The organism is Paraburkholderia sp. Tr-20389 (assembly GCF_017104565.1).
GTDB lineage: Bacteria > Pseudomonadota > Gammaproteobacteria > Burkholderiales > Burkholderiaceae > Paraburkholderia.
Map to the genome: position 1 here is coordinate 81,855 of NZ_JAAGPD010000020.1, position 17,592 is coordinate 99,446.

The 17,592-nt window shown below is 61.8% G+C and carries 12 protein-coding genes and 1 tRNA gene; 12 read left to right on the top strand and 1 reads right to left on the bottom strand.

All coding sequences use genetic code 11. The annotated features are described in order from the left end of the window. Window positions 1-126 precede the first annotated feature (126 nt). Window positions 127-1,449 carry a YihY/virulence factor BrkB family protein gene (locus G3N95_RS20160; RefSeq protein ID WP_205971835.1) on the bottom strand — a complete coding sequence of 441 codons (1,323 nt, stop codon included), beginning with the start codon at window positions 1,447-1,449 and terminating at the stop codon, window positions 127-129. A 256-nt stretch (window positions 1,450-1,705) separates the two neighbouring features. Here G3N95_RS20160 and fdnG point away from each other — a divergent pair, with 256 nt between their 5' ends. The 12 genes from fdnG (at window position 1,706) to G3N95_RS20220 (ending at window position 17,477) form a co-directional block, all read left to right on the top strand. Continuing rightward, window positions 1,706-4,777, top strand: coding sequence for a formate dehydrogenase-N subunit alpha (gene fdnG, locus G3N95_RS20165; protein WP_205971836.1), 3,072 nt, complete (start codon window positions 1,706-1,708; stop codon window positions 4,775-4,777). A gap of 10 nt (window positions 4,778-4,787) precedes the next feature. Then, window positions 4,788-5,726, top strand: coding sequence for a formate dehydrogenase subunit beta (gene fdxH, locus G3N95_RS20170; protein ID WP_205971837.1), 939 nt, complete (start codon window positions 4,788-4,790; stop codon window positions 5,724-5,726). Then, window positions 5,723-6,358: a formate dehydrogenase subunit gamma gene (locus G3N95_RS20175; RefSeq protein ID WP_205971838.1), complete on the top strand. Its 636-nt coding sequence runs from the start codon at window positions 5,723-5,725 to the stop codon at window positions 6,356-6,358. Before fdxH ends, G3N95_RS20175 begins: the two co-directional genes overlap by 4 nt. Before the next feature lie 92 nt (window positions 6,359-6,450). Beyond that, window positions 6,451-7,383 (top strand): formate dehydrogenase accessory protein FdhE, encoded by a 933-nt coding sequence (gene fdhE, locus G3N95_RS20180; protein ID WP_205971839.1) that lies wholly within the window; start codon window positions 6,451-6,453, stop codon window positions 7,381-7,383. A 35-nt stretch (window positions 7,384-7,418) separates the two neighbouring features. Next, window positions 7,419-8,861, top strand: coding sequence for an L-seryl-tRNA(Sec) selenium transferase (selA, locus tag G3N95_RS20185; protein WP_205971840.1), 1,443 nt, complete (start codon window positions 7,419-7,421; stop codon window positions 8,859-8,861). Further along, a complete protein-coding gene (selB, locus tag G3N95_RS20190; protein ID WP_205971841.1) occupies window positions 8,858-10,798 on the top strand; it encodes a selenocysteine-specific translation elongation factor in 1,941 nt (646 codons plus the stop codon). Before selA ends, selB begins: the two co-directional genes overlap by 4 nt. A 98-nt stretch (window positions 10,799-10,896) precedes the next feature. Further along, a tRNA-Sec gene (locus G3N95_RS20195) sits at window positions 10,897-10,992 on the top strand. Window positions 10,993-11,519: 527 nt separating this feature from the next. Beyond that, window positions 11,520-11,792: a hypothetical protein gene (locus G3N95_RS20200; RefSeq protein WP_205971842.1), complete on the top strand. Its 273-nt coding sequence runs from the start codon at window positions 11,520-11,522 to the stop codon at window positions 11,790-11,792. Window positions 11,793-12,140: 348 nt separating this feature from the next. Beyond that, a complete protein-coding gene (locus G3N95_RS20205; RefSeq protein ID WP_205971843.1) occupies window positions 12,141-13,277 on the top strand; it encodes a branched-chain amino acid ABC transporter substrate-binding protein in 1,137 nt (378 codons plus the stop codon). 609 nt (window positions 13,278-13,886) lie between these two features. Continuing rightward, the gene (locus tag G3N95_RS20210; RefSeq protein WP_205971844.1) at window positions 13,887-15,386 is read left to right on the top strand and encodes an aldehyde dehydrogenase; all 1,500 of its coding nucleotides are present in this window, start codon (window positions 13,887-13,889) and stop codon (window positions 15,384-15,386) included. 492 nt (window positions 15,387-15,878) lie between these two features. After that, window positions 15,879-17,240 (top strand): MFS transporter, encoded by a 1,362-nt coding sequence (locus G3N95_RS20215; RefSeq protein WP_205971845.1) that lies wholly within the window; start codon window positions 15,879-15,881, stop codon window positions 17,238-17,240. Between the two features lie 51 nt (window positions 17,241-17,291). After that, window positions 17,292-17,477, top strand: a complete 186-nt coding sequence (locus tag G3N95_RS20220; RefSeq protein WP_205971846.1) for a hypothetical protein — start codon at window positions 17,292-17,294, stop codon at window positions 17,475-17,477. Window positions 17,478-17,592 lie beyond the last annotated feature (115 nt).

Below are 17,592 nucleotides of genomic sequence, written 5' to 3' on the forward strand. Positions count from 1 at the left end.
GATTGGTGAAATTTCCGCTTCTATATAAAGAAGGCATAAACGACGGAAGTCGTTGCCTTGACTCGGCGGGTAGACAGTTGCGGCCAGATATGGTCGTCTGGGCGCTAATTTCTGTGTAACAGACGCTTAATATCTCGATTCGTCGGGGGGCGGCGTTGCAGCGTCGTCCGAGGCGCTACGGCGTCGGGCGAACGCGGCGACGGCCATCGCGGTGCCCGCCGCGACCAGCACCGAACTCCACGGATGCCGCCTGACATACCGGTCGGCGGCGGCGGCTTTGCGGCGCGCCTCGACGAGCGTGTGCGCTGCGGCACGCGTCGCATGCATTTCGGCCTTGAGGACGGTCTTGCCGATCGTCACGGCCTTGCCGATACCCGCATCGTGCGTCGCGACGACCTTGGCTGCCAGCGATGCCCGCGGCGCCGGCGGCACGCTCGCCGTGCTGCCGGAAGAAGGCGCTGCGCCGCGTATGGAGCCGCGTTTCGCATCGGCGGCGACCGTCGATGCCGCCAGCACCGAGGCCAGCATCGCGCGGCTCCCCGGCGGCGCGGCGCGTGCGAAGCCCCACGCGCCGCGCGGATCGTGCATACGTCCGCGCGCCGCTGCGAATTCCGCGCCGAGCAGCAGCACGACAGCCGAGAAGTACAGCCACATCAGCAGCACGGCCAGCGAGCCGGCTGCGCCGAACGAGTTGGCCATGCCGGCATGCGCGAGATACAGCGCGAACAGCTTCTTGCCCGCCGAGAACAGCGCGGCCGCGACCGTGCCGCCGACCAGCGCGTCGCCCCAGCGCACGGGCGCGTCGGGCAGGAACTTGAGCAGCGCGGCGAACGCAACCCCGAGCACAAGCCAGCCGACGGCCAGTTGCAGCAGGTTGCCGATCACGACATAGGGCGAACTGCCCCAGATCCAGTTGCCGATGAAGGTGATCGCCGTGTCGAGCACCAGCGACACGATCAGCAGAAACGCGACCCCGAGCACGAGCCCGAATGAAATCAGCCGCACGCGCACCAGCGCGATCACGCTCGACGCGCGCGGCGCGACGGACGGCCAGACGATGTTGAGCGCACTGTTCAGCGACGAGAACGTCGCCGATGCGCCGACGGCGAGCAACACGAACGAGATGATCGCGGCGATGCCGCCCGCGCCGCCGCTGCGATGGGCGTTCTGCACGATCGTGGTCACGGCGGCCGCTGCATCGTTGCCGAGCACCGCGTGCACCTGTCTGAAGAGTTCGCCGCGAGCGGCTTCGGCGCCGAAGAACCAGCCCGATACGGCGATCACCATGACGAGCGTCGGCGCGAGCGAGAACGCTGCATAGAACGCGATGCTCGCCGCCATCGCGGCACAGCGGTTCTCGGAGAACTGCTTCAGGGCGCCGACGGCCCACGACGCCTGCTTCTTCGCAGCAGTCTGCAACTTATCGGTGGACAGTGAATCGAGTTCCATGACGGTCCTTCATGACCAGGGTATGACACGGCGGACGCGCAACGCATCGTCTCGCGGATTCATCGCGCATCGGCGCGCGGGGACATGCAACCGGCAATCGTATTACGCAAGCCTCATGCCCATCTATCTATGCGGATACAACAACTTCGAATCAGCGGGCATACGGCATGCGTGTGTCCTGTTCCGCTGTGCTTACGATTGCCAGGAAACGACTTATACTTTTTTCACCTCCCCACAATTAGAACGAGAGGCGATCATGTTGCAAATGTCCCGCCGCCAGTTTCTGAAGGTGACGGCGAGCACGCTAGCCGGATCGAGCCTGGCCCTGATGGGCTTCTCGCCGGAGCCTGCGCTCGCCGAAGTCCGGCAGTACAAACTGGCTCGTACTACCGAAACGCGCAACACGTGTCCTTATTGCTCCGTCGGCTGCGGCATCCTGATGTACGGCCTCGGCGACGGCGCGAAGAACGCGACAGCCAGCATCATCCATATTGAAGGCGACCCCGATCATCCGGTCAATCGCGGCACGTTGTGCCCGAAGGGGGCGAGCCTCATCGATTTCATTCACAGTCCGAGCCGTCTGAAGTATCCCGAGTATCGCGCCGCCGGTTCCGATCAGTGGCAACGCATCTCGTGGGACGATGCGCTCGACCGTATCGCGAAGCTGATGAAGGAAGATCGCGACGCGAACTTCGTCGAAAGCACGCCCGACGGCAAGAAGGTCAACCGTTGGCTGACCACGGGCATGCTCGCGGCGTCGGCGGGCAGCAACGAGGTCGGCTATCTGACGCACAAGACCGTGCGTTCGATGGGGATGCTCGCGTTCGACAACCAGGCGCGTGTCTGACATGGCCCGACGGTGGCAGGTCTTGCCCCGACGTTTGGCCGTGGAGCGATGACGAACCATTGGGTCGACATCAAGAACGCGGACGTGATTCTCGTGATGGGCGGCAATGCGGCCGAGGCGCACCCGTGCGGTTTCAAATGGGTGACCGAGGCGAAGGCGCACAACAAGGCGAAGCTGATGGTCGTCGATCCGCGCTTCACGCGCACGGCGTCCGTCGCGGACTTCTATGCGCCGATTCGCACGGGCACCGACATCGCGTTCCTTGGCGGCGTGATCAACTATCTGCTGACCAACGACAAGATCCAGCACGAGTACGTGAAGAACTACACGGACTTTTCGTTCATCGTCCGCGAAGACTTTGCGTTCAACGACGGCATTTTTTCCGGCTACGACGCGAACGCGCACAAGTACGCAGACAAATCGACGTGGGATTACGAACGCGGCGACGACGGCTTCGTGAAGGTCGACATGTCGCTGCAGAATCCGCGCTGCGTGTACAACCTGCTGAAGCAGCACTACTCGCGCTACACGCCGGAAATGGTCGAGAAGACCTGCGGCACGCCGAAGGACAAGTTCCTGCACGTGTGCGAGACGCTCGCGAGCACCGCGACGCCTGGCCGCGCGGGCACGATCCTCTATGCGCTCGGCTGGACGCATCATTCGATCGGCGCGCAGATGATCCGCACGGGCGCGATGGTGCAGCTTCTGCTGGGCAATATCGGCATCGCGGGCGGCGGCATGAACGCGTTGCGCGGGCACTCGAACATCCAGGGCCTGACGGACCTCGGCCTGATGTCGAATCTGCTGACGGGCTACATGACGCTGCCGAACGAACCCGAACAGGAGTTCGACGGTTACATCCAGAAGCGCGCGTCGCAGCCGTTGCGGCCGAACCAGTTGAGCTACTGGAAGAACTACCGCGCGTTCTTCGTCAGCATGATGAAGTCGTGGTGGGGCGACGCGGCGACGGCGGAGAACAACTGGGGCTACGACTATCTGCCGAAGCTCGACAAGCCATACGATCTGCTGCAGGCCATCGAGCTGATGAATCAGGGCAAGATGAACGGCTACATCTGCCAGGGCTTCAACCCGCTCGCGGCGGCGCCCAACAAAGGCAAGACGACCGTGGGTCTCGGCAAACTCAAGTGGCTCGTCATCATGGACCCGCTCGCCACGGAAACCTCCGAGTTCTGGAAGAACCACGGCGAGTACAACGACGTCGATTCGTCGAAGATCCAGACGGAAGTGTTCCGCCTGCCCACCACCTGCTTCGCCGAAGAGCGCGGCTCTCTCGTCAGTTCGAGCCGCGTGCTGCAATGGCACTGGCAAGGCGTGGAGGCGCCGTTCGAAGCGCGCAGCGACCTCGAGATCATGTCGGGCATCTTCCTGCGCATGCGCAAGGCGTACAAGGAGAAGGGCGGCAAGTACCCCGATCCGATCGTCAACCTGACCTGGCCTTATGCGCATCCCGACAGCCCGACGCCCGAAGAGATCGCGATGGAGTACAACGGTCGCGCGCTCGCCGATCTTCCCGACCCGAAGGACGCATCCAAAGTACTCGTGAAGAAGGGCGATCAGCTGGCCGGCTTCGCGCAACTGAAGGACGACGGCACGACGGCGAGCGGCTGCTGGATCTTCTGCGGCGCGTGGACCCAAGCGGGCAACCAGATGGGACGGCGCGACAACAGCGACCCGACGGGCATCGGTCAGACCTTGAACTGGGCGTGGGCGTGGCCTGCGAACCGGCGTGTGCTGTACAACCGCGCATCATGCGATATGAACGGCAAACCGTTCGATCCGAAACGCAAGCTGATCGCATGGAACGGCGCAAGCTGGAGCGGTCCCGACATTCCGGACTTCAAGCTCGACGAAGCGCCGGAAAACGGTATGGGTCCGTTCATCATGAACCCGGAAGGCGTCGCGCGTTTCTTTGCGCGCGACGGGATGAACGAAGGACCGTTCCCCGAGCACTATGAGCCGTTCGAAACGCCGCTCGGCTACAACACCTTCCATCCGAACAATCCGCAGGCGACGAACAACCCCGCCGCGCGCGTGTTCCCGGATGACCGCAAGGCGTTCGGCAAGGCGGCCGATTTCCCGCATACGGCGACCACCTATCGTCTGACGGAACACTTCCATTTCTGGACCAAGCACGCACGTCTCAACGCAATCGTCCAGCCACAGCAGTTCGTCGAGATCGGCGAGGATCTCGCGAAGCAGATCGGCGTAGTGGCGGGCGACCGCGTGAAGGTGTCGAGCAACCGTGGACACATCATCGCCGTGGCCGTGGTCACGAAGCGGATCAAGCCGCTGATGATCGACGGCAAGAAGGTGCAGACCGTCGGCGTGCCGCTGCATTGGGGCTTCAAGGGGCTCACCAAGCCGGGCTATATCACCAACACATTGACGCCTGTCGTGGCCGACGCGAATTCGCAGACACCGGAATTCAAGTCGTTCCTCGTGAAGGTCGAAAAGGCATAGGGGAGGCGCCATGGCATTTCAATCGCTGGATATCAAGCGCCTCTCCGCCACGACGGTGCAGCCCACGTCGGTGCGCGAGCCGGTGACGGGCTCGGTCGCGAAGCTGATCGACGTGACCAAGTGCATCGGCTGCAAGGCGTGTCAGACGGCATGCATGGAGTGGAACGACCTGCGCGACGACATCGGCACTACGACGGGCATCTACGACAACCCGCGCGATCTCGACGAGCATTCGTGGACGGTGATGCGCTACACGGAGTACGAGAACCCGAAAGGCGATCTCGAATGGCTGATCCGCAAGGACGGCTGCATGCACTGCGAAGATCCGGGCTGCCTGAAAGCGTGTCCGTCGCCGGGCGCGATCGTGCAGTACACGAACGGCATCGTCGATTTCCACGAAGAGAACTGCATCGGCTGCGGCTATTGCATCGCGGGCTGTCCGTTCAACATTCCGCGTCTGTCGAAGACGGATCATCGCGTGTACAAGTGCACGCTATGCTCGGATCGCGTGGGCGTCGGCCAGGAGCCCGCGTGCGTGAAGACGTGTCCGACGGGCGCGATCGTGTTCGGCACCAAGGTCGACATGATCCAGCACGCGGAGGAGCGCATCGCCGATTTGAAGGAACGGGGCTTCGAGAAGGCCGGGCTGTACGATCCGCAGGGCGTAGGCGGCACGCACGTGATGTATGTGCTGCATCATGCGGACAAGCCGTCGCTGTATCACGGCCTGCCCGACGATCCGCACATCAGCCCGTTCGTGAAGCTGTGGAAGGGCGTCGCGAAGCCGCTGGCCGTCGCGGCGATGGCGCTCACCGCGCTGGCGGGCTTCTTCCATTACACGCGCGTCGGCCCGAACGAGGTAACAGAAGAAGACGAGGACGCGGCCCGCAATGCAGCGCGCGATATCCGCGAACGGCGTGAGAACAAGCCCGAGGAGCCCGTCAAATGAGACATGATCCGCAAGAGAACACGGAGCTGATCGAGCGCTACACGCCGAACGAGCGGACGAATCACTGGATCACCGCAATCACGTTCGTGTTGCTCGCGCTGTCGGGGCTCGCGATGTTTCATCCGTCGATGTTCTGGTTGTCCGCGCTGTTCGGCGGAGGGCAATGGACGCGCATCCTGCATCCGTTTGTCGGCGTGGTGATGTTCGTGTCGTTCATGATTCTTGCGCTGCGCTTCTGGCATCACAACTATCTGGACGCCGATGACCGCCAGTGGCTGCGCCAGATGAACGACGTGCTCGCGAACCGCGAAGACAGGCTGCCTGAAGTGGGCCGCTACAACGCGGGGCAAAAGCTGCTGTTCTTCGTGCTCGTGCTGTGCCTGCTGCTGTTGCTGCTGAGCGGTATCGTCATCTGGCGCGCGTATTTCGCGTTTTATTTCCCGATCGAGGTCGTGCGTGTTGCGGCCGTGATTCATGCGATCAGCGCGTTCGTGCTGATCTGCAGCATCATCGTGCATATCTATGCGGCGCTGTGGGTGAAGGGCTCGATCGGTGCGATGACACGCGGCACGGTGACGTTGGGCTGGGCACGCAAGCATCATCCGAAGTGGTTCCGCGAAAGCATCAAGTGACATGTGATCCGCGTGCCGGGCGGGAGCGCGCGCGGCTCGCGTTTATCTGCTAGTGTTGACGCCATCCCTGTTCTGAATGTCAGGAACCTGAATTGGTGCAACGCATTCTGGATCCCGGCCAGATTGAATCGCTCGATCATTCGGCCATTCCGCGCCTGCGCATGCCGGAGCGCGCGACGCTTTTCTCGACGCGCGCCGCGCGTCTTCGCCAGTTGGCGGACACGAGCCCGATCGGCGGCTACGTCAGACTGATGGCTGCGCTCGCCGACGCGCAGCAGCAGACACTCGCGCAGATCAGCGCGACGATGCCTTCCGCCGAAGCTATCGCGCTCGCGCAGCAACATTCGATGCCGCTTGCGCCGGCGACCACGCCCGAACGCGACCCGCAGTGGCGCGATGTCTTGCAGCGTTTGCTCGATCGCGTCGAAGCGGCGGGACTGGTAACGCCCGTGCTCGCGAGAGTGATCGACGGCTTGCGCGTGGCAAGCGCGCAGCAACTCGACGCGCTCGCCGATGCCGTCGTCGCGCTGCGCTTCAACGAAATCGAGCCGGCCTCCGCACCGTTCGTCATGGCGGCGCTGCAGGTGGTGTGGACGGACATCGCGAGCCGCATCGACCCGCGCGCCGTGCCGTATCTCGACACGCCCGGCACGTGTCCCGTATGCGGCACGCCGCCCGTGGCGAGCATCGTGCGCGTGGGCGGTCAGTTCCAGGGCTATCGCTATCTGCAATGCGGATTGTGTTCGACGGAATGGCACGTGGTGCGCGTCAAGTGCTCGAACTGCGATTCGACAAAAGGCGTTGCGTATCACGGCATCGATGGCGGCAGCGAAGCGCTCAAGGCCGAATCGTGCGACGAGTGCCACACGTACCGCAAGATCGGCTATCAGGAGAAGGACTACGACTTCGAGCCGCTGGCGGACGATCTCGCGAGCCTCACACTCGACTTGCTGATGAATGAAGCCGGCTATCGGCGCAGCAGTCCGAATCCGCTGTTGTGGCCGGAAGTGCCGTCCGACGAGTAAACCAACGTCGTGCAACCGCACGGGGGAATGCGAGCGTGAGCGAAGTGTCGGGCAACGAAACGGGCAAGGACGTGCGTGCGCTGCTCGCGCGCGTGCCGGCTGTCGAGCGTGTGCTGTCATCGGCGGCGCAGCCTCTGATCGGCGAATACGGCCGCACGCAGGTCGTCGACGCGATACGCATGGCAGCCGATGCGCTGCGGCGCGAACTGCTCGCGGGCGCTTCGTTCGATGCATCGTTCAACTTCGAAGCGAAACTCGTCGACGACGCGGCTCGCTCGCTCGCTGCACGTGCGCGGCCTCATCTGCGTGCCGTGTTCAACCTGACGGGCACGGTCTTGCACACGAATCTCGGCCGTGCGCTGCTGCCCGACGAAGCCGTGCGCGCGGTGATCGAAGCCCTCACGCGGCCGATGAACCTCGAGTTCGATCTCGCCACCGGCAGCCGCGGCGACCGCGACGATCTGATCGACGATCTCATCTGCGAACTCACGGGTGCCGAGGCGGCGACCGTCGTCAACAACAACGCGGCCGCCGTGCTGTTGACGTTGTCGGCGCTGGCATCGAAGAAGGAAGTCGTGGTCTCGCGCGGCGAACTGGTCGAGATCGGCGGCGCGTTCCGCATTCCCGACATCATGTCGCGCGCGGGTGCGAAGCTGCGTGAAATCGGCACAACGAACCGCACGCATCTGAAGGATTACGACGAGGCGATCAACGCACGCACCGCATTGCTGATGAAGGTCCATTGCAGCAACTATGCAATCGAAGGCTTCACGAAGAGCGTGCCCGTCGATGAAGTCGCGCAGCTCGCGCATGCGCGCAGTCTGCCGATGGCCGTCGACCTCGGCAGCGGCACGCTCGTCGATCTCGCGCAATTCGGCTTGCCCACCGAGCCGACCGTGCGTGAGACCGTCGAGGCAGGCGCCGATCTCGTCACCTTCAGCGGCGACAAGTTACTGGGCGGACCGCAGGCCGGTTTGATCGTCGGGCGTGCGGAGTTGATCCGCAAGATCAAGAAGCATCCGTTGAAGCGTGCACTGCGCGTCGGCAAGCTGACACTGGCTGCGCTCGAACCCGTGTTGCAGCTTTATCGCGCGCCCGAACTGCTGCGCGAGCGGCTCACTACTTTGCGCCTCTTGACGCGTCCCGCTGCCGACATGCAGGCGCAGGCTGCGCGTGTGCAAGCTGTGTTGCAGCGAGCGCTAGGCGACGCGTACAGCGTGACGGCCGAGCCGATGATGAGCCAGATCGGCAGCGGTGCATTGCCCGTCGATCAGTTGCCGAGCTTTGGCGTTGTGATTCACAACGCCGCTGGCAAGCGCGGCGGCCGTGCACTGATGAAGCTCGAAGAAGCGCTGCGTGCGTTGCCGCGTCCCGTGATCGGACGCATTGCCGACGATGCGCTGCGCCTCGATCTGCGCTGCCTCGAAGCCGCTGACGAGCCCGCGTTCGTCGCACAATGCGCGGAGCTGCGCCTATGATCGTCGGCACGGCGGGCCACATCGATCACGGCAAGACGACGCTGGTGCGCGCACTGACGGGCGTCGACACCGACCGCCTGAAAGAAGAGAAGGCGCGCGGTATTTCGATCGAACTCGGCTATGCGTACACGCCGCTCGACAATGGCGACGTACTCGGCATGATCGACGTGCCGGGTCACGAGAAACTCGTGCACACGATGGCGGCGGGTGCGTGCGGTATCGACTATGCGTTGCTCGTGATCGCCGCCGACGATGGCGTCATGCCGCAAACGCGCGAGCATCTTGCGATTCTGCAACTGCTCGGCGTCACACGCGGTGCGATTGCACTGACAAAGATCGATCGCGTGGATCCGGCACGCGTCGCGCAGGTACGCGACGAGATTCGAGGGTGGCTTGCATCCACGCCATTCATCGACGCTCCCATCTTCGAAACGAACGCAGCCTCTTCCTACGATGCAGGCGTGAGTGCTTTGCTGCATCACTTGAGTGACGTGGCTATCGCATGGCGTGCGCGGCGCGGCGACGGTCTGTTCCGTCTCGCCGTCGACCGCGTGTTCACGCTGGCGGGGCAAGGCACGATCGTGACGGGCACTGTGTTCGCCGGACGCGTGACGGCGGGCGACACGTTGATGCTCGAACGCGCGCAGCAGCCGGTGCGTGTGCGCAGCATCCACGCGCAAAATCGTGCTGCCGATGTGGGCCGCGCAGGGCAGCGCTGCGCGCTGAATCTCGCGGGCATCGACAAGGACGCGATTTCGCGCGGCGACTGGATCGTCGATGCGCGGCTCGCGAAGTCCTGCGAACGGCTCGACGTCGAACTGACGCTGCTCGCGGACTCGGACATCACGCTGCAACATTGGGCGCCGCTGCATGTGCATATCGGAACGCTGCATCGCGTCGCGCATGTTGCGCTGCTGGACGGCGACACGCTCGCTGCGGGACACACGGCGCGCGTGCAACTGGTGTTCGATACGCCTGTTTGCGCGCTGCCCGGCGACCGCTTCATCGTGCGCAACGCGCAGGCGACGCGCACGGTTGGCGGCGGGCGCGTGCTCGATCCGTTCGGGCCGCCGCGCAAGCGCAGAACGGCCGAACGGCGTGCGTGGCTCGACGCATTGCAGAGTTGGCTCGACACTGGACGCCTGAGTCCGCTGCTCGAAGAAGCGCCGCGCGGCGTAGCGCGCTCGATGCTGATGCAGTTGACCGGTTTGCCCGCCGATGCATTGCCACTGCCCGCCGATGCCGAGACGATTCCGCTGCACGGCAAGGATGCGGGCGATGCGATCGTCGTGTTGCGCAAGCATTGGGCGCGTTTGCGTTCGAGCGTGGTCGCGGCGCTCGATCAATATCATGCACGCTCGCCCGATGAGCTGGGACCGGATGCGTCGCGTTTGCGCCGCATCGCGGCGCCGCTGGTGCCGGACGCGATGTGGCGTGCGCTGATCGATTCGCTCGTGGCCGAAGGGGCTGTCGCGCGGAGCGGACCGTGGCTGCATTTGCCGGGGCATTCGGTATCGCTCGATGCGAACGAGCAGCGTATCGCCGCGGCTTTGCTGCCGCTGCTGCAAGCGGGCCGCTTCGATCCGCCGTGGGTGCGCGATCTCGCGAAGACGACGGAGCAGCAGGAAGAGGTCGTGCGCCAGGTGCTGCGCAAGCTCGCGCGACAGGGCGATGTCTATCAGGTGGTTCGCGATCTGTTCTATGCGCGCGACGTGGTGCATGGGCTGGCGCGGCTCGTCGCCGCCATTGCCAATGGGCAGGGCGGCGCGTTGGGCGCGTCGGCGTTTCGCGATGCGACGGGTCTGGGACGCAAGCGCGCGATTCAGATTCTGGAGTTCTTCGATCGCATCGGCTATACGCGCTTTACACGCGACGTGCATTGGCTTCGGCCGGATTCGCAGTTGCATGAAGCGTTGGCGTGCGAAGCGGGTTCGTGAAGTGGGGATCGCCGGTTGTTCGTGCAACGGATGACGATGCTGTTTTGTGCTCGCTATAATCGGCTGCGATCAACGTGTTGCTGAATTGACTCTTCAACGGAAGGCATTCGTATCTGGTGGTGCGGCTGGGCTTCAAACCCAGTAGGGGGCGTCAGCCGCTCCCTGGTCGGTTCGACTCCGGCTGCCTTCCGCCATCTGGTTTTGACGGGGGGTGTGATCGGCGGCGGCGGAGGTGGCGGAGTTCCGGAAAGCTTTTCATTGGCCTTTCGTGCAAAGACCGAAGTAAGTACTCCCGCCCGGCTTCTGTCTTCCATTCTTCAATGACGACGCCGTCGTCTGTGAAATGGAGTAGATCAGGGGTATGCGGACCACGCGACCCGAGGCGATACAGACGCGCCGATTGTCCCGCGCGTTGTTCACCGCTCAACACAGGCGATAACGAATCCGACAGATCAGTCTTCATAGTCGTCTGCGCACAGGCGCGGGAGCGATTTCGAAGCAACAACTACTCTGGCATATCCGGCATCTTGACGCGTTAGTTCACTTTCATCGGCGTATTTGTTCTATCCGAAGGGCGTCCGGGCGCTGTCAAATAGAGGGGAGGTCATACGAAGCACTGCGGTTCGCAGCGTGCAGAGCGATTTCGCGGATGATGTGACGATTGGAAGGAGCGTGCATGACAAGGTCGGTACAGTATGTTTGCGCGTCGAGCCGCAGGGCAATGAATGGCAGGCTCGACGAGAGCGCAGTCTGGTTCGAATTCGATCAGGTTGCGCATCTTTTCGGCATGAGCGCTCAGCAGGCAACCAAGTTGCTCCAGCAGGCAGGCACGACCGGCGACATTGAGCCTGCGAAGGACGTGAGATCATCCGCCCTCTGCAAATGCATGTTGAGTCACCGGGCCGTCCTCGCGGTCGGATATCTGGTCAACTATGGTCGGGCAACGGCTTTCCGTCACTGGTGCGCGTCGGGGTTGGTTGTCCTGTTCCGGTAACTCTCCTTTGAGCGCGCAGTTCCAAAAAGCCGTCGAATACGTGCCTCAATGCATGAGTGCGACCATGGGTTTGAATGATGAACTCGCAGTCGTCCACGAACCCAAACATGCAGATTACAAGTAGCCGCACGTTGCTTTCCGCTTAAGCGCCACGCTAGTGTTAATCCGTAGAAACGAAAGCGGAGTTTTGACGCAGAATGTTTCTGGCGACTTTTGTCCGGGGCATTGCCGCGACGATGGAGGGAGCGGGTCGCGAGCTTTTAGAACGAATGTGAAGAAATAGGTAATCCGATGCTGTAGAAATGCCGGCTCGAATGTTCGACATTCCTCTGATCGAGGTGCTCTGTCATGAAAGTGCTCGTTTCCCTCATAGCGGCGTCCGCGCTCTGTATTGTTCCGCTCGTCGCCAATGCACAGCAAACCATCAAGATCGGCGTTTCCGCGCCGCTCACCGGGCTGGGCGCGGCCAATGGCAAGGACATCGAAAACGGCGTGCGTCTGGCAGTGGAGGAGGCGAACGCGCAACACCCCAACATCGGCGGACAGCAAATTCAGTTTGAACTCGCATCCGTCGATGATCAGGGCGATCCGCGCGTTGGCGTTCAAGTGGCGCAGAAACTTGTCGACGATGGTGTCGTGGCCGTGGTCGGTTACTACAACTCGGGTGTCGCGCTTCCCTCCTCGCCGATCTTCGCGCGCGCGGGTATCCCGCTAATCGATCCCGCGGCGACCAATCCGGCGATTACGCGCCAGGGCTTGAACAACGTGTTCCGTATCATCGCAACCGATACGCAGAACTCGGGCAACGCAGGCACGTATGCCGTGAAGGTCACGAAAGCGAAGCGGATCGCGGTGATGGACGACCGGACGGCATTCGGACAAGGCGCGGTCGAAGAATTCAAGAAGGCCGCGAAGGCGGCGGGCGGTCAGATAGTGGCCGAGGAATATACCAACGACAAAGCCGTCGAGTTCAACGCGCAACTGACAAACATCAAGTCGGCCAACGCCGACCTTCTGTACTTCGGCGGACTCGATGGTCAGGCGGGTCTGATCGTCAAGCGCATGAAGCAATTAGGCTTGCGCGCGCAGTTCGTTGGAAGCGGCGGCATTGCCGATAGCGTCTTCATCGGTAATGCCGGAGGCGCAGCCGAAGGCGCAATGGCGTGGGAATATGGCCGACCTGTCGATTCATTGCCTGAAGGCCGTGCGTTCGCGGAAAAATTCAAGAAACGCTTCGGCGCGGATACGCTGACCTATGCGCCGTTCGCCTACGACTGCGCGTGGCTCGCCATTACCGCGATGAAGCAGGCGAATTCCGTGAAGCCGGCTGTGTTCATGCAAACGCTCCGCACCATGCAATACAACGGCATCACCGGACATATCTCGTTCGATAAATACGGCGATCTGAATAATCCGACGTCGACGCTTTATCAGGTCAAGTCGATGAAATGGCAACCGGTGACGACCATTGGTGCGGAGAAATGAACGAGGTCGCGGCATATAGGCATGAATCAAGCTGCGAAGGATAAGCCCTGTTCAAAAAAGGGATCCCACACAGACCACGTCGACCTGGCAGTTGGCAAGCCGGTTTTGACCCAGAGGTTTGTGCTGTGCCCGATACCTTTCGGATGCGGATGCCGAGTGCGCGTCATGACGCTTCCGAAGCAGGGGGCACGAACCTCTGGCGGCAGTCCCAAGCCCATCACGATTCGGCGTTGACAACCCGTCGCGTCGCGGGACGCCGTACACAGCGAGGATGCTGACCATCGGCGTGTGACGACGACATCCACGCGATCTGCGACAGCGTCAGCTTCTACGGGTTTACACCTGCCCATAACCAAAAGTACCGGTTCTTTCCAAAAAAATATCGTTAGTCGCGGCATTGGCGGTTCGATATCGTTTCATACATGATGCCGCGCTTCCCGTGCTTTCCGATCGGGTTCCGCGATCGTTCAAATGCGGGCCACACCCGCCCATCTCTCTTCGCAAGTCGGATATGACGATGCCCGACCCGAAGGCACCGATTCATCCCGACCATGAGAACCGGCCGTCATGCCCGGTTCGACTCGAACACTGATATTCACGGAGACTAATATGACGGATCTGCTTTCCGCGAGCGAGTATCACCGAATCGCTCACGACCTGAAGCTGCCGACCTCTGCCATCATCGATGGTAAGCCCTGTGGCGCCTTGTCAGGCGAGACGTTCACGACCACCAATCCCGCGACGGGTGAGCGCCTCGCAGACCTGCCGGCCTGTTCGAAGGCAGATGTCGATGTGGCTGTCGCAAGCGCGCGCGCTGCATTCAATGACGGCCGCTGGTCGAAGCTGCATCCGGCTGAACGCAAGCAAGCCATTCTCCGTCTCGCGGATCTGATCGAGAAAAATGCGCTTGAGTTTGCGGTCATGGAAAGTCTCGACGCAGGCAAGACTATCTTCGACTGCCAGACGGTCGATGTCCCCGAAACCGTCCATGTGCTTCGCTGGCATGCCGAAGCCATCGACAAGATCTACGACCAGGTTTCCCCGGCGTCGGACAGTCACATCGCGATGATCGTGCGTGAACCCGTTGGTGTCGTGGGTCTGGTATTGCCGTGGAATTTCCCGCTGCTGATGCTGGCATGGAAGATCGGTCCGTCGCTCGCAGCGGGTTGCTCGCTCGTCGTGAAGCCCGCCGTGGAGACGTCTCTGACCACGATGCGAGTCGCCGAACTTGCGCTCGAGGCGGGCATTCCCGCGGGCGTTTTCAATGTCGTGACGGGAAGCGGCAGGGCGGTGGGCGAGTCCATTGGTCGTCATCCTGACATCGACATGGTGTCGTTCACCGGTTCGACGGCGACTGGACGCCGATTCCTTGCTTACTCGTCGGAAAGCAATCTCAAGGAAGTCGTGCTCGAAATGGGCGGGAAGAACCCTTGCATCGTGATGCCTGACGTAACGAATCTCGACGCGGTAGCAGGGCACATCGTCAACGGCGCGCTGTGGAACATGGGCGAGAACTGCTCGGCGATCACAAGGTTGATCGTGCATCGCGACATCAAGGCTGCGCTGCTTGACAAGATCGTGACGCTCGCTGCGGAATGGCAGGTCGGTGACCCGCTCGATCCCGCGAACCGGGTTGGACCGCTGGTTTCCAAACAGCATTACGAGAAGGTCCGTTCCTATCTCTCGGACGACATCAAGGTGCTGTTCGGCGGTCAGACTAGCGAAGGGCGCTATGTTCACCCGACTATCATCGACGTTGAAAGCAACGACGCCAAGCCTGCGCGCGAGGAAATCTTCGGGCCCATTCTGTCGGTGATCACGGTGGATAGCCTGAAGGAAGCCATCGACGTGGCCAACGATACCGAATACGGCCTCTGTGCATCCGTGTTCGCTGGCAATGGCAAGCGGGCATTGCGCGCTGCGCGTGCGCTTCGGGCTGGCACCGTGACGGTGAACTCGTTCGGCGAAGGGGATATCACCACCCCGTTCGGCGGTTACAAGCAGTCGGGCTTCGGTGGGCGCGATAACTCCCTGCACGCGCACGACCAGTACACTCAACTCAAGACCATCTGGCTTGATCTGAACGATGACGAAGCGGATGAAGTATGAGTACGTGAAAGAGATTCTTCTCTCACCGGTTATGCACGGGTATGCCCGTCAGGCTGCAAGCCAGCGACACGTCGCAAACGTTCTAGCCGACTGATCTCTGTCTGACTTCAAATAGCGGTACGGGACTAACGTCCCGTCCGATCATGAACGAGCGGTGCAGTGGAACAGACTGCATCGCAATCAACTGCCAAAGACTTCTTTCGTTCGTACGCAATCTGACTTCGACATGGGGCGAACCGATTGCTCGCGTCGGGTCGCCGAATGTCGGCATATCGAAACGAATGGAATGGAATCCATACTGATTTGATGCTGTCTGTCTGCGGACAAAAAACCATTGCTTCGCGCATTGTGAATCGAATAGAGCCCATTGCCTCGCCGAGATGATCGTGGGAGACAAAAAGGCCTTGCGTAGAGACCGTTCAGCGCTGCAGTAAGAGCGCACGGGCTGAGCATCCTCAGGTGCCGGCTGAATGAAAAATTGGAGGAGCTACTATGTCATCGAACAGCAGAACCTTGAGCGCCATCGGCGAAATCTCTCGAACAGAGACGTCCGTCGCATTCAAGCGACGTTTCATGAAAAGGCTGATTTTCGTCCTGTTGGGCGGAACGTTTCTCGACGGCTACATTCTGGGGATTGTCGGACCCGTGAGCGCCAGGTTGACTGCCGACCTTCACATTTCGGCGTTCTGGGAGGGGCTGATTGCCGCGGGCGCGTTGTTCGGCATTCTGTTCGGATCGCCGCTGGGCGGATGGGCATCCGACAAGTACGGTCGGAAGCCGCTGTTCATGGTGGATATGCTCGTGTTCGTGATTGCGTCGGCGGCACAGTTTTTCGTCGACTCACCCCTGCAGTTGTTCGTCGTACGTCTGTTAATGGGTGTCGCAATCGGGGTGGAGTATTCAGTCGGCTGGCCGCTCATGGCGGAGTTTGCCCCCGCCCGGCTACGAGGCATGCTCATGGGCGCGCTCACGATGACCTGGTATGGGGGATTCATGGTCGCCTTCATGGTGGGATACGTGTTGGACCAGTCGACACACCTGGACTGGCACGTCATCATCGGTTCGAGCACGTTTATCGCGCTGATCGTAGCGGTTGCACGGTTCGGCCTGCCCGAATCGCCACGCTGGCTGTGGAGGCAGAAACGCACGACCGAGGCACGCGCGATTGCCCGACGGTTCATAGAGAATGCCGAAGATAGAGCCGACATCGAGCACGAGCACACCCCGACGGGTGACGTGGGGCTTGGTACGCTTTTCTCCCGTAGGTACTGGCGTGCCACGTTGTTCATGTCCGGTTTCTGGTTCTGCGCCGTCACACCGTATTTCGCCATCGGCACCTTTGCGGACAGCGTGCTGCAGAAATACGGCCTGAGCGGCGGATTGGCCGGTGGCATCGGACTCTCTGCACTCGCATTGGCCGGCGTTGCGATTACGGTCCTGCTGATCGAGAAGGTAGGCCGTCGTACGCTGACCGTGCCGCCGCAGTGGCTGTGCACCGTGGTCCTCGCTGCCATTGCCCTGTGGTCGAGCGCGCCGCCCGCCGCCGTGCTGGCATTGTTCCTGATCTTCTCGTTCTTCAACGCCGGCTATAACACGCGGACGAGCGTCTATCCGGGCGAGGTCTTCCCAACGGAAGCGCGAGGCATCGGGACGGGCTTCGCGGCCGCCGTCAGTCGCGTCGGAGCGGGTCTTGGGACGTTCCTTCTGCCGTGGTCGATGAGCCACATCGGCGCGTCTGGAACCATGCTGATCGCCGCCGGCATCGCCGGTCTTGGGGCAGCATTGTCGCAATGGCTCGCACCGGAAACCAAAGGCAAGAGCCTTTCAGAGACGGCCGCTGGTTATACTCATTAGCTCGCGCTTGACGCCGGCGATGACCCAGTTGAACTTTCAAAGGAGCGGCAATTGCAACGCGAACACAGCATCGATACGAGGGGTCAGGCTTCTTCCAGTCGTGACCGGCGAGCCGAACATATCCTCAAGGCGGGCGAGACCGCTCGCAACTGGCCTTGGGCGGATGTCGGCAGGCACTACGACTGGATGGATTGCCACTTACCGTTCGAAGAAGGTCTGACCCTGAACGAAATCTGAGGGCTGTGCGGATGGTGGCGAAGGCCACGACGCCATCATCTCTTCCATAACCAGAAGTCGCGCTACGCTCCAACAAAATATCGTTGGCCGCGTAGAGTTCATTTCGATATTGTTG

Coding starts and splice junctions, on each gene's coding strand:
- G3N95_RS20200 (WP_205971842.1), top strand. CDS start 11,520: ATGAATGGCAGGCTCGACGAGAGCGCAGTCTGGTTCGAATTCGATCAG.
- G3N95_RS20205 (WP_205971843.1), top strand. CDS start 12,141: ATGAAAGTGCTCGTTTCCCTCATAGCGGCGTCCGCGCTCTGTATTGTT.
- selB (WP_205971841.1), top strand. CDS start 8,858: ATGATCGTCGGCACGGCGGGCCACATCGATCACGGCAAGACGACGCTG.
- fdxH (WP_205971837.1), top strand. CDS start 4,788: ATGGCATTTCAATCGCTGGATATCAAGCGCCTCTCCGCCACGACGGTG.
- G3N95_RS20175 (WP_205971838.1), top strand. CDS start 5,723: ATGAGACATGATCCGCAAGAGAACACGGAGCTGATCGAGCGCTACACG.
- G3N95_RS20215 (WP_205971845.1), top strand. CDS start 15,879: ATGTCATCGAACAGCAGAACCTTGAGCGCCATCGGCGAAATCTCTCGA.
- G3N95_RS20210 (WP_205971844.1), top strand. CDS start 13,887: ATGACGGATCTGCTTTCCGCGAGCGAGTATCACCGAATCGCTCACGAC.
- G3N95_RS20160 (WP_205971835.1), bottom strand. CDS start 1,449: ATGGAACTCGATTCACTGTCCACCGATAAGTTGCAGACTGCTGCGAAG.